This is a genomic window from Streptococcus infantis (assembly GCF_047464415.1).
Lineage (GTDB): Bacteria > Bacillota > Bacilli > Lactobacillales > Streptococcaceae > Streptococcus > Streptococcus infantis_AE.
Map to the genome: position 1 here is coordinate 1 of NZ_JASHBX010000024.1, position 13,156 is coordinate 13,156.

Sequence of the window (13,156 nt, forward strand, 5' to 3'; positions counted from 1 at the left end):
CTTCTGGAAGATCGCCTACTTTATCGATTGATCCTTTAGGATCTGGAGTTTCACCTACATTAACAGTTTGGTCTTTAGGTTTTGGATTGTTCTTCTCTGCATCTGTACGTGGATCTACTACCTTAACGGTTACTGGAACTTCATCCTTAGAGCCATCTGGGTAAGTGACAACTACTGTACGTGTGACTTGACCATTGTTAACAGTTGGAGTTTCTCCATCTTTCCATGCATATGTCGTTTTTGTACCTGGTGTTGTTCCTGTAGCTGGCAAGTCAGACTTGTTGGCAATATAAGTCTCTGGTGATCCCAAATCTGGAACAGTTCCATTTGAAGTCAGATTCACTGTAGGAGTTGTAGCTGTTGGTGTATATTTATCAGCTTGCTTACGGAACTCAATCTGAATATTGGCGTTATTAGCACTGCCATTGTTTGTGTTGTTATTTGTCAGACCTTCCTGGTCATATCCACTAATATAACGATTCCAGATATTTCGACTGGCTGGAGTATTGACAACCTGATTTTTACCAACATGACCTGAAATATTAACTTTATATGGGTTAGTATCTGTCGCATTGCCAGCTTGGCCTAAATTACTTGTCTTATCCGTGAAGTTAATACTTGTACCATTAGCAGGAATTTCAAGACGACCACCATTTGTAACTTCGAAATTACCTGATGGTGCTACTGCTTGAGCATTGTCGTGAACCTTAATCTTATCCAAGCGACCGCTGTTATCTGTCAAGTTCACATCAACACTAAACTCTTCTTCACGATAAACGATAATCTTATGTGGGTTAGTACTATCGATTTCCGCATTCTTAATAGGTGTTAAGTTAGTAATTGTTGGCGCTACTGTGTCACGAACTGCGAAGGTTACAGGTACTTCATCTGTTGAACCATCTGGATAAGTTACTATAACTGTACGTGTGACTTGACCATTGTTAACAGTTGGAGTTTCTCCATCTTTCCATGCATATGTCGTTCTTGTACCTGGTGTTGTTCCTGTAGCTGGCAAGTCAGACTTGTTGGCAATATAAGTCTCTGGTGAGTTATAGCCACTGATTGTACCATCTGTCGCTACATCGATTTTAGAACCTGTTACTGCTGTTGGAGTGTACTTATCAGCTTGCTTACGGAACTCAATCTGAATATTGGCGTTATTAGCAGTGCCATTGTTTGTGTTGTTATTTGTCAGACCTCCTTGGTCATATCCACTAATATAACGATTCCAGATATTTCGACTGGCTGGAGTATTGACAACCTGATTTTTACCAACATGACCTGAAATATTAACTTTATATGGGTTAGTATCTGTCGCATTGCCAGCTTGACCTAAATTACTTGTCTTATCCGTGAAGTTAATACTTGTACCATTAGCAGGAATTTCAAGACGACCACCATTTGTAACTTCGAAATTACCTGATGGTGCTACTGCTTGAGCATTGTCGTGAACCTTAATCTTATCCAAGCGACCACTGTTATCAGTTAAGTTCACATCAACGCTAAACTCTTCTTCACGATAAACGATAATCTTACGTGGGTTAGTGCTATCAATTTCTGCATTACTAATAGGAGTTAAGTTAGTAATTGTTGGTGCTATCTTGTCAGCCGGTATTATCTTAGCTGGTGTTGTTACATCAGGAACTTCCACAGCTGGTTCTCCTGGTTCAGTAATCTTACCTGTACCTGGAACATTAACGTCTGGTAGGTCACTGTTTGGTACTTTTCCTTTACCGTCTCCATCAATTGTAACAGTAATTGGGTGATCCTTATCCTTACCTGGAATCTCTACCTTAGTATCTGATGGGTATTTTGTACCATCTGGTTTCGTAGGTGTTACTGTAACCTCTCCTGTCTTAGGATCTTGATTCAACTCTAATGTTGGTGTAATAGATTGCGTAACCTTGACAGTTGACGTAAACTCCGCACTTTGTCCAACGTTATTGACAGACTTGACTTTGACCTGATAACCTGTGTCGCTAGGTTCTGAGGCAACACGACCTGTGATAATAAGCTTGTACTCATAGTCACTCACTTTTTGAACTTTAACGTTTTGATTATCAAGTTTCAACGCACTATCCACTAGGGTGATAGAAGTAGCTGGATTATAACCTAGTTTTGGATCAGCATTCGAAAATCCTGCTAGATTATCTGTAGTTGTAAATTCAAGTCGGATTTCCTTACCTTTTTCGATGGTTTGATCAGTCCCCGTCACCTTAGGAGATGGCAAACCATACCATTGCATATCATTTCGGTGGGTGTTGAACTCAAAGGAGCGCAACCCTGCTGCATAAAAGAGTGGAGTCCCCTCGGTAGCCTTGGTTTGGAAACGAATGATATAGTTTGGTGTACTTGCCTTGGTTTTACCACGATAATCAATTTCAAAATGATACACTTTTTGCGTATGTTGGATCAACCAATCCTTCAAATTGTCTGATAGCTGAACATCCTTCTCTGTTGCCGTACGCGCACCCTCTGTACGATGCCAGTACGATGAATCAGGTTTAGTAATAATATCGTCTAGTGTCTTAATTACTCCGTCAGCACCTTTCCAGAAAGCATCGCTAGGGGCTTTACTTGACGCCCACTCGATAGCTCCACCAGGGGTACCATAGTTAGCAAGCGTCGAACCGCCAAGGGGACCCTGAATGAGACCGTCCAAGTCGAATGCTCGTTTTCCTCGAGTTTCAACACGTACACCTCCACCAGAACCACCCCAATAACTACTTAATGATGCAGAACCGGTTTGCAAGGTATGACCAGTTGGAATGGTAAACCAAGCATGAGCATTTTTGTGGTTTTCAGGATCGCTATCAAATTCAATGACCCAATCGTAAGTATCTCCGTTTTTAGTGACATCAACCTTAACATCACCCTTAACATCCTTTACTCTTTGATTATCCGCAGTATTTTGGTCACGGTCTCTAAAGAGCATGGTACCAGGTGGGTAACCTGAGCCATCTCCTTCCTTTGTGAAGTAGAGACCGACAGCATCGTTATAACTTACTCCCTCATCAGCACGAAATCTTGTACCGACTGGGATAGCTGCGCGATTACGGACGTCATTATGCCCAGAAGTCAAACGATTACGTGCAATCATAACAGAGCTTTCGTTACGTTTGATGACACGATTCATATCCTCAACATCACGAAGGCTAACTTCTACACCACCAAATGCAGACTTGGCTACAGCAACTTGAGCGATAGCTTTCTCCAAGATTTCACGTGTCAAGTCATTCTCAGGTGTTTGGGCGATAGCCTGCTCCAAACGTTCAATAGACAATTTGAGACTAGCTTTAGCTTTTTCCAGTTGTTCAGCATTGGTATTTTCTGAAGTTTCCTCAGACTTAGCTGAAATTTCTGAAGTTGGCTTCGCTACTTCTGGCTTGATTTCCGAAGTTACTTCCTGTGTACTTTCATCATTTTTATCTTCTTTGACTTGAGAAGTTTCCACTGCTCGTAGCTGGTCCAAAACATTGGTCAAGCGAGCTACCAAGGTATCCACTTCTTCCTGACTCACTTTTGAATCAGCAAGAGTCTGTTCAGCCTTGACAAGTTCTTCCTTGGCACGGACTAAAAGATCTGTATTCGCAGTTTCCTTGACGTGAAGCTGGTCTTTTAACTGTACCACAAGCTGACTTGCAACAGTTGTATCCACTTTTACAGAACTAGCAGGCTCTTCCTTAGCCTGCGATGCTAGCAGACTAGTATCTTTGGTCAAAGCCTCTACATGAGGTTGGTCGACAGGTGTTACGCTATCCGCACTAACGACACGCGCACCCAAAAACATCAGCGCTGCAACAGCAACTGAAGCCGCACCGAAGCTATACTTACGAATAGAGAAGCGTAAGACTTTTTCACGTTTCTGGCGTTCGACACGACTCATGGATGATTTATTATCCATTTTATTGTCTCCTTTTTTTGAATTTACCTTCCTAGAATACATATGGTTGATGTTCGTAGGCAAAGCCATCCATGTATCATTGTATACTTTTTATTTAGAAGATGCAAACTATTTATCGATTTAACTACTATTTTTTTAGCAATTTTTGCTTTTTATGTATCAAAAACATGTATATTATATTCATCCTCTAATTTTCTTCGGTCTTATTGGATTATTTTGATAATTTTCATTCTCTAACATCTGAACAATGACCTGGATTTAAAATATCACTCAAGCGATTGAAACTATTATTATTGGGAATTGTTTTATATCATTTTGTCTTTGAAGCTCTTTTTATTTAAAATAATTTTCAGGATTAATTGCTTATAAATTATATATAACTGGAGTTTTCACTCTCTCAGGTGTATAAATCTATTGTTGCTTATCATATTAGTTGTTTCATAATAATTATAGATTGCAATATATTTCTTAAGAATATAGAATAGTAATTGCTCAACATTGGATGGCCCTTTCTATATATCAGCTTAGCAATTGTACTAATAGAGCACCGGTTAAGAACTTTTTGAGACATTACAAAATCGAGGACTAGGATTGAAGAAATATAAGTTTTTTAAAAGGGCTTGGTACAATATTGGCGTCTACTTTTTTCAAGAGTACAAAAATAACCTTGCACCTCTTTAAATGAGAAATAAGATCGTTGTTTAATCCTTTATTTTTTCATTGTCCACTTAACAGTGAGCAGTTTATACTTTGACTAATTTTTTAGTCTTTCTTTTTCTTTCCAAACGCAAGTTCAAGACCACCTAGTATATCAAGAAGTCCTAATGTTACATAGGAATTTCACCTCTAACGTCTTCGCCAATTGTGATTTCATTTGGAGTATTATTCTCAACTTGAAGCATAATCTTGCTACCTGGTGAATAAGTTAAACCATCCGTTTTCCTAGGTGTTACTACTGCATCGCCATTTGATTTGTGTAAAATTTCAATCACACTTGGTTGTTCAGTTGTAGATGTTTCTGGTTCAACTTCTTCAGATGGTTTACTTGGTTCTATAATCTTACTCGCACCTAGTACTTCCTCTTCTGGTATTCCACTGTTTGGAACATTACCTTTACCGACTCCAACTTCATCTTCGGAGCTTTTTGCTTGAAAATTTCATTTTTCTTTGTTTTTGTAATCTGCCCTATATCAGAATCTTTGATACGAACAGTTGTTGAATTAATGATGTCATTTCCACGTTTACTGTATACAGCCGTTTCTCCAACTTTTTCTACAGATCTAACTGTTGTAATTTTTTTCTTGATAACCTGTTTCAACTAAGGAAATCCGTTTCCCAGCTATAAAATCTGGTCTCCTATTAATCCTATCACATTCAAAATAAGAACGTGAACTATGACCTCTGCGTATTCGTCCACCATTTAAAACAACGTCACTATCATTGCTGACACTTTTTCCTATATTAGACTCATTATTAACTATATAATGAATCAGTTTGCCTGACCTAGCTATTTTTTATGTGTCTCGCACCTAACGGAGCAAGATGGATTAATAGTCACATAAAAAATCACCATTCTTGATTTTCTAGAAAACAAAGAATGGTGACTCTATGTTAATTTTCTTGAAGCTCAATGACAATTTCTTGACCATTTCCATTTTCTTCCACAACTACTTTTTCTTCCAGTTGTGATTTAAAATGATTCAAGGTTTCTTTTGAAGCTTCAGTCGCTTGTTGAGCATGGTATTTTGCTTTATCTAAGACAGTGTCCAGAGTAATTTCCCCAGATTCAATCTGCTCTTTTGTTTTAAGAACAAATTCTTTGGTTTGTTCTTTGACATCCGTTAATTTTTCACAAACCTGCTCTTTCGCATACTCAGGATCTTCTTTTAGATCTTCTAAAAATTCTTGTGCTTGGCTTCTAACTTGTTTACCTTTGTCACTAGTTAGAAACAAGGCAGCTGCAACACCTGAAACAGTTCCTAAAAGGATAGATGATAGTTTTCCCATTAGTCAACTCCTTTTTTATTTTTTAAAAAATTTACTTGCAACACGAATAGCAGACAAACCTGCCCCAGTTTTTATAGTTTTTGATCCAGCAGATGATGCCTTTTTACTCAAAACACGTGCTTGCTCATTTAGGTCAGAAACAGAAACAGAGAGGTCTGCAACTGCTGTAAAGAGGGGATCAATTGTAGCAACTTTGACATTGATATCATCAACAAGAACGTTGACTTTTGTAAGCAATTCGTTTGTTTGATGAAGAGTTACATCTACATCTGATGTTAAAGTTTTAACAGTTTTTTCAGTTTCATCGATTACACGACCAACTTTTTGAAGGGTAATAATCAGATAAACTAAAAATACAACCAAGGCAATTGCCACAAAAATATAAGCCACTTCTAACATTTTAATTCTCCTTTTTTACATTATAAAATGGTGCTTTTTTCCGATTTTGATAAAAGATGATATAAATACCAAGGCCAATCAATAGAGCGGACAACCACTGGGATACTCGGAGTCCAAAGAACATGAGACTATCCGTACGCATACCCTCGATAATCATACGTCCAAATCCGTACCAAATTAGATAAAAGGCAGTGATATGACCACGACGGATACTCTTTAATCGACGTCTAAAGACGACAATCAAGGCAAAACCGATCAGATTCCAGATAGATTCGTATAGGAAGGTTGGTTGACGATAAGAGCCATCAATATACATCTGATTCTTAATAAAACCAGGTAAGTAATCAAGATTTTCAACGGCTGCTCCATAAGCTTCTTGGTTAAAGAAGTTTCCCCAACGCCCTAGACTCTGAGCAATCATAACGCTCGGAGCTGCAATATCTAAGAAATCCCAAGTATTGATTAATTTGCGATCAGCAAAGATATAAAGAACAATTGCTCCAGTAATTAGACCACCATAAATCGCAAGACCACCATTCCAAATAGCAAAAATCTCTCCCAGATGTTGGCTATAATAATCAAATCTAAAAATAACATAGTAGAGTCTAGCTCCAATGATGGATAAAGGAAAGGCAATTAAGATGAAGTCCAAAATATCATCAGATAAAATCTTCTTTTTAGGCGCTTCTTTACTGGCAAGATATACCGCTAACACAAGACCTGAAACAATGCAGAGCGCATACCATCTAACAGCTAAGGGACCAATTTGAAAAGCGATTGGATCAATCATTTTTCACCTCGTTCTTTGCAATCAGATTTGTCAATCTTTCTTCAAATAGTCGAGTAGCATCAAAGCCCATTTCCTTAGCACGATAATTCATCGCTGCTGCTTCGATAACGACAGAAATATTACGTCCTGTTTTTACAGGAATGCGGATACGTGGAATAGCTACTCCAGAAATCTCCAATTCCTCAGCATTATTGCCTAGGCGATCAAAAGTCTTTTGCGTATCATAATTTTCTAGATAAACAGCTAACTGAACTTGTGAAGAATCCTTAACTGCACTAGCACCATAAAGACTCATCACATCTATAATACCAACACCACGAATCTCAAGTAAATGCTTCAAGATTTCAGCTGGTTCACCCCAGAGAGTCATTTCATCCTTAGCAAAGATATCTACACGGTCATCAGCTACCAATCGATGTCCTCGTTTCACGAGTTCTAGACCTGTCTCACTCTTACCAATACCACTGTCGCCTTGGATTAACACACCCATACCATAGATATCCATCAAGACACCATGTACACTTTCACGCTCAGCCAAACGAGAATCTAGGTAACTTGACAATTCTCCAGACAGACGACTTGTTGCTGTACGACTCGTTAAAATAGCGATTTTACATTCTCTAGCGGCCTTTAGCATTTCCTCTGGAACTACTAAACCACGCGCAACAATAACTGCAGGTGTTTCCGGTTGGAACAATTTTTTCAATACCTGGTAGCGGTTATGAGAAGACATGCTAATCAGATAAGACCACTCTTTCATCCCCAATAGTTGAATCCGCTCTGGGGTATAGTAATCAAAATAGCCTGTCATTTCGAGACCTGGACGACAAATATCGCCTGTATTGATTTCCTTTTCAAGTAATTCTGGCTCACCATAGACAATGTCTAGCCTGAGCTTATCAATCACTTCTTTGACTAAAACCGACATAATTTTCTCCTTCAATCGAGTTCTCCCTACTATTATATCAAATTGTAGTAGGAAGTTTATGTTTTTAACAGTGTTTGGGGTATTACTTTAAAATTAATTATAAAAAGCTTCAATAAGTACGTCTTCTAGTACTTTGTTAAATTAGTTGAGCCAAATCTACCGCAAATCGATCAACATCTATGACCAAATCCCTTCCTGATTTTTCTATGTGAATTCTTGGAAGTTCTTTTGTGAGTATTCGGTTTGCATCAGCCATATCTTGTGGATAGACATAGAACTGTTGGCCCTGTGGAAACTGATTTTGAACTTGCCATTCTTCAAAGTCCCTCAAAAAACTCTTATGAGATGGCATCCTGCCTGCTTCAAACAAGGCATGATCAAAGAATCTTAACAACCGATAAAGACCATGAACCTCATCAGCAAAGCATTTATCAATCTTGTCACAGGGATAACCTCGTCTCTGATAAGCACAACATAAGTTTTGTAAAGCCATGCTTATCCCATCTACATCCTTTCCTATCAAGCTTATAAAGTACCGAACAGAAAATTCTTCCATACCTGTTCTTTTTTTCTTCTCTAGAAACTGTTGTGCCAGTATAAGAGCCTCAGATAATCTGTCTCCATCTTGATAATAAAGAGCATATAACAGATTGATGACATTTTCTGGATAATAGGTTCCTTTCAATAAGGGTAAGTCTTCTGGAATGAAAGACGAAATGACTGAAAAATCATTACAAGCAAAACAGTTAAATAATCCTCTCAAAATTCCAGCTGTATAGATTGTCCCACTTGCAAGCAAACCGCCTTTAATTAAGTCTACTCTTCCTGTTTGCCATAAAGCACTATTTAACAGATTATAGTCTCCATCTAAAAATGATACATAATATGCAAAATACTTGATATCATCTAACAATAAACTACTGTACAACTTTGTCCTTAAAATATCATCGGACATTACTTTCGAATTGTTCAAATACTTCTCAAATATTTTTTGGTTCGACTCTTCAAATTCCTGTCAGTTTATCGGATCAGAATAATAGCCCCAATCTTTAAAATGATCTTTACGCATCTTTTGATATTCTTTTACATACTCTCTCATAAGAACCACTTTACTCTATCTACTGTACTAAAAAAGACTAGACAAGTCTAGCCTTTCTTATTAATTAGAATTTTTTACGTTTACGAGCTGCTTCTGATTTACGTTTACGTTTTACAGAAGGTTTTTCATAGAATTCACGTTTGCGTGTTTCTTGAAGAGTACCAGCTTTAGTAACTGCACGTTTGAAACGACGAAGAGCATCGTCAAGAGATTCATTCTTACGTACTACTGTTTTAGACATTTTTTTCACTCCCTTCAAGTTCAAGATCTACTCTATTTTACACGTAATGAAGAAAATTGTCAAGAAAAAAATGAAATTCTCCCCAATCATTCCATTTAATTTTTAAAAAATGAGAATTATATATTCTTCTTTTCAAGGGAAAATCTATCACGCACTCTTCTATTAAAATTATTGTACCACTTTCAGACAAACTGTATTCATTTTTTGAACATATCCAAACCAAAAAACCACCCAATCTATAGAATCGAATGGTTTTTAATGATTAACATCTTATTTTTTTAACAAGCTGAGTGCTGCTGCATCTGCGATAATGGTCACATCTGGATGGTTTTGCAGACTACTTGCAGGTAGACTTTCTGTCACAGGACCTTCAACAGTTCCAGCGATAGCTTCTGCTTTTGATTCACCATAAGCAAACAGAAGGATAGACTTAGCATCCAAAATGTTTTTAATCCCCATTGAAATAGCTTGAGTTGGAACATCTTCAATCTTCTCAAAGAAACGTGCGTTAGCTTCGATAGTAGACTGGTCAAGTTCTACAAGATGAGTTTGACTGTCAAATGGTGTGCCTGGTTCATTAAAGCCAATATGACCATTGCGACCAATTCCTAAGATTTGTAGGTCAACTGGATGGTCAGCAAGAATTTGGTTGTAGCGTTCTACTTCTGCTTCTGCATTATCCTTGACACCACGTGGCAAGAAACTTTCTTTAAATGGTTTCTTGTTGAATAAATTTTCTTGCATAAAGTAACGGTATGATTGAGGATTGTCCCCATCAAGACCTACGTACTCATCCAAGTTCACACTTGTAAGATTTGAAAAATCAAGATCGCTCTCAACGATTTGTTGGTAAAACTCCAAAGGACTGCTTCCTGTTGCAAGTCCCAATGTTTGTGCACCGTTTTCCAATTTTTCTTTTAAGATATCAAAAGCAACTTTTCCACCTTCAATTGGATTTTCCACTTGAATAACTTTCATAATTTGTCCTCCATATTCTTTATTTTATTATATGGTATAGACCAATTTTTGTCAAGTGAAAACGGTTTATTTTTGTTGAAAATATAAATATACTAAAGAAATCAATTGATAGGTCTACCTACTCCAAAAAAGAGAGGAGTTTGACGTCCTCTCTTAAATCTTATATCCGAAACACTTCCTGATTATATTTTGGAAAATGTTTCTTTTTCTTATATTATTTTTTACGTTTAGCAACCAAACTCAATCCAACTAAACCAAGCGCTACTCCTAAAACGATTAAAACTGTAGTTTTCTGTTCACCTGTTTTTGGTAACTCATTAGCCTTTTTATTTTCAGGCGTTGATGATGTTACTGGTGCTGGAGGTGTTACTGGACCTGGAGGTGTTACTGGACCTGGAGGCGTTACTGAACCTGGAGGTGTTACTGGACCTGGAGGTGTTACTGGACCTGGAGGTGTTACTGGGCCTGGAGGTGTTACTGGACCCGGAGGTACTGGTGGTTGATAGGTATTAATCAAAACTAGGTTCGTTTCATTATCTCGAACTATTTTTGATACATATCCCTCAGGAACATTGACTTCACTAATTGTATAGCTAATCATTTTTCCTGCTAAATATTTCGGAAGATTTGTAAAAGTATGAGTCCAATTATTATCTTCGTTCAAAATAACTTCTTGCCCTACTTTACTTCCATCAGCATAGAGTTGTACTTTAATGCTAATTGGGCGTTTTCCTGCTTTATTATCAGCATCCTCCCAAATCTTGCTGACTTTTAATTCTGTCACTTCAGGAGTATCAGGAATATTAGGGACATGTGTATTAGTGATGATATAGTTTGTCTGATCTATTTCTGTCATATACCCCTCAACTTTGTCTTCTGCTACAGTATAAACAATTGCATTTCCTTCAGCATCATTTTCAGGTAGCTGATCAAATGTAAAGTTCCAATTATCTTCTGATTTAACAGATTTACTTGCTACTTCTTTACCGTTAGCTAAAAGACGAACAGTTATAGCATCTGGACGAATGCCAGCTTTGTTATCTGTATCATTCCAAATTTTCTTACCTTTTATACTTGTAGTTCCTCGATAAGTATTGGTAAATGTAGTTTCCTCTTCACCGTAAGACACTGTTCCCATTTTGATACCATCATCATCCGTTACTGTTACAGTAACCTTTAGATCATGACTATCATAATCGTAATTATCAGTGCTTTCAGGAATAACTTCACGAATGATATAGTTGTAAACTCCTTCTTTTTTATACTTAATAGCATTGAAGGTTACACTTCCATCTTCAGCATTTTTTACAATTTGAAGAGGTTCACTAGGGTTTGCAGCATCATAAAGTGCAAAGTTAAACTGATCTTTTTCTAGTGTTTTCCCTTTTAAAGTTTTGTGAGCCTTTAAGATAACAGATTCTGATTTTTCTGCGTTACCAAAACCTGATCCTGACTCTAGACGGACTTCACGTACCATACTACGTGTTTTAAAATTTGTTGCAGACCATGCTAAATTATTCGATACTAATGAACCTGCAGGAACTCCATCTGGTAATTTAGTAGAGTATTCAATATACATTGCCCAATGATAGTTATCTCCAAACGGAATCGTAAAGCCTGTGATTCCTCCTTGAGCATTTTTAGTGAATACTGCCTTGTTTGAAAAGTTATCTGATGGCTCTAACGTGAGAATATGAGCTTCGTTACGAATTTTTGTTGGTTGTGTTTCATAACGAACTGCACGAAAACTCTCAGGAATTAAGGTTTGTCCATCCCCAAAAGTATCCGTAATTGTCATCCCTCGAATCATATCTTGATTGGCATTCAAGAGAATACGCCACTTAATAATACTTGGATCTGTATCATCTTGATAACCATATTTCATCTCATAGTCGCCTGCTTCACCACTGTCTTGTTTGTACTTGAAACTATAAGTCTTATGACCAATGGTAACAGAAACTGGTTGACTCTCCTTAATGACTTCTCGATTAATAGTTAAATTAAACTGTAAAGAAAGCTCTTTATTCTCAGGCCTCTTAGCAAAATAATCTGTAAAAGTTACTGTAACTTTTCCTGTACTAGGATCTGTTTGAGCAATACCAACCTTCGTGCCCTTACTATTTGTAACGTCAAAGGTCAAATTTGTAATCAATCTAAGCTCTCTAGGAATATCTAAAATCAATTGATCATTCTCAGAGATATTCTGACTATCTGGAAAAGTTAATTGATAAGTTGCGATTAAACGTTCCCCAGCAATAACTTCCACATCATCACTCAATTCAAGGCCAGATCGCTCATGAATAATCTTAGTATCAAGATTATATCCCGTCACCGAGTCCGCTTGAACTGTTTTTGCTAATTTAACTATTGATAAGCCTATTAGCAAAAACATTAAAAAAAATGTTAAACATCTAGACAATTTATGCTTCATAATAACCTCCTTTACGATTATAAAATATTTGATTGTCTAATCAAATTATATCATACTTATTTGAAAAATGTACAATTAATTACTATTTGTTTAATTAATTTTAAAGTTTAATATTTATTCAAAGTTTTCGGTTTCTTAAATAAATTATAAAAACAAAAAGAGAGATATTAACCTCTCTTCTTGCGATTACATACACTTATTTAATAAATGTAGGCTCTATAATATTTGTAGTGGGTAAATCCCCTATGGATCTTATGGAGCCTATTTTTGTGTAGAAAAAAAGTCCCATAAGATCTATAATGAAAAGCGACCAAACCATCATTAGAAAGAATCATATGGAACAATTACATTTTATCACAAAACTACTCGATATTAAAGA

11 protein-coding genes are annotated in these 13,156 nt (G+C 36.9%); all 11 read right to left on the bottom strand.

What is annotated here, in order from left to right:
* Nucleotides 1-3,904, bottom strand: a 3,904-nt coding sequence (locus tag QM460_RS09925) for a Rib/alpha-like domain-containing protein (RefSeq protein ID WP_414290009.1), incomplete at its 3' end; no start/stop codon positions are given.
* Nucleotides 3,905-4,731: 827 nt separating this feature from the next.
* The gene (locus QM460_RS09930) at nucleotides 4,732-4,896 is read right to left on the bottom strand and encodes a hypothetical protein (protein ID WP_414290010.1); all 165 of its coding nucleotides are present in this window, start codon (nucleotides 4,894-4,896) and stop codon (nucleotides 4,732-4,734) included.
* Nucleotides 4,897-4,973: 77 nt separating this feature from the next.
* Complete coding sequence (locus QM460_RS09935) at nucleotides 4,974-5,222, bottom strand: hypothetical protein (protein WP_414290011.1); 249 nt, start codon at nucleotides 5,220-5,222, stop codon at nucleotides 4,974-4,976.
* A 293-nt stretch (nucleotides 5,223-5,515) separates the two neighbouring features.
* Entirely contained in the window at nucleotides 5,516-5,911 is a 396-nt protein-coding gene (locus QM460_RS09940) for a YtxH domain-containing protein (RefSeq protein WP_301560024.1), read from the bottom strand.
* Between the two features lie 15 nt (nucleotides 5,912-5,926).
* Complete coding sequence (locus QM460_RS09945) at nucleotides 5,927-6,310, bottom strand: DUF948 domain-containing protein (protein ID WP_414290012.1); 384 nt, start codon at nucleotides 6,308-6,310, stop codon at nucleotides 5,927-5,929.
* A gap of 1 nt (nucleotide 6,311) precedes the next feature.
* The gene (gene lgt, locus QM460_RS09950; RefSeq protein ID WP_414290013.1) at nucleotides 6,312-7,100 is read right to left on the bottom strand and encodes a prolipoprotein diacylglyceryl transferase; all 789 of its coding nucleotides are present in this window, start codon (nucleotides 7,098-7,100) and stop codon (nucleotides 6,312-6,314) included.
* On the bottom strand, nucleotides 7,093-8,028 hold the full coding sequence (gene hprK, locus QM460_RS09955) for an HPr(Ser) kinase/phosphatase (RefSeq protein ID WP_045763375.1): 936 nt from the start codon (nucleotides 8,026-8,028) through the stop codon (nucleotides 7,093-7,095). Before hprK ends, lgt begins: the two co-directional genes overlap by 8 nt.
* A gap of 136 nt (nucleotides 8,029-8,164) precedes the next feature.
* Nucleotides 8,165-8,941, bottom strand: coding sequence for a hypothetical protein (locus tag QM460_RS09960; RefSeq protein ID WP_414290014.1), 777 nt, complete (start codon nucleotides 8,939-8,941; stop codon nucleotides 8,165-8,167).
* A gap of 250 nt (nucleotides 8,942-9,191) precedes the next feature.
* A complete protein-coding gene (gene rpsU, locus QM460_RS09965) occupies nucleotides 9,192-9,368 on the bottom strand; it encodes a 30S ribosomal protein S21 (RefSeq protein ID WP_000048054.1) in 177 nt (58 codons plus the stop codon).
* 270 nt (nucleotides 9,369-9,638) lie between these two features.
* A complete protein-coding gene (locus QM460_RS09970; protein WP_049526994.1) occupies nucleotides 9,639-10,346 on the bottom strand; it encodes a glucosamine-6-phosphate deaminase in 708 nt (235 codons plus the stop codon).
* Between the two features lie 214 nt (nucleotides 10,347-10,560).
* Nucleotides 10,561-12,777 carry a Cna B-type domain-containing protein gene (locus QM460_RS09975; RefSeq protein WP_414290015.1) on the bottom strand — a complete coding sequence of 739 codons (2,217 nt, stop codon included), beginning with the start codon at nucleotides 12,775-12,777 and terminating at the stop codon, nucleotides 10,561-10,563.
* Nucleotides 12,778-13,156 lie beyond the last annotated feature (379 nt).

Coding starts and splice junctions, on each gene's coding strand:
- QM460_RS09940 (WP_301560024.1), bottom strand. CDS start 5,911: ATGGGAAAACTATCATCTATCCTTTTAGGAACTGTTTCAGGTGTTGCA.
- QM460_RS09945 (WP_414290012.1), bottom strand. CDS start 6,310: ATGTTAGAAGTGGCTTATATTTTTGTGGCAATTGCCTTGGTTGTATTT.
- lgt (WP_414290013.1), bottom strand. CDS start 7,100: ATGATTGATCCAATCGCTTTTCAAATTGGTCCCTTAGCTGTTAGATGG.
- hprK (WP_045763375.1), bottom strand. CDS start 8,028: ATGTCGGTTTTAGTCAAAGAAGTGATTGATAAGCTCAGGCTAGACATT.
- rpsU (WP_000048054.1), bottom strand. CDS start 9,368: ATGTCTAAAACAGTAGTACGTAAGAATGAATCTCTTGACGATGCTCTT.
- QM460_RS09970 (WP_049526994.1), bottom strand. CDS start 10,346: ATGAAAGTTATTCAAGTGGAAAATCCAATTGAAGGTGGAAAAGTTGCT.
- QM460_RS09975 (WP_414290015.1), bottom strand. CDS start 12,777: ATGAAGCATAAATTGTCTAGATGTTTAACATTTTTTTTAATGTTTTTG.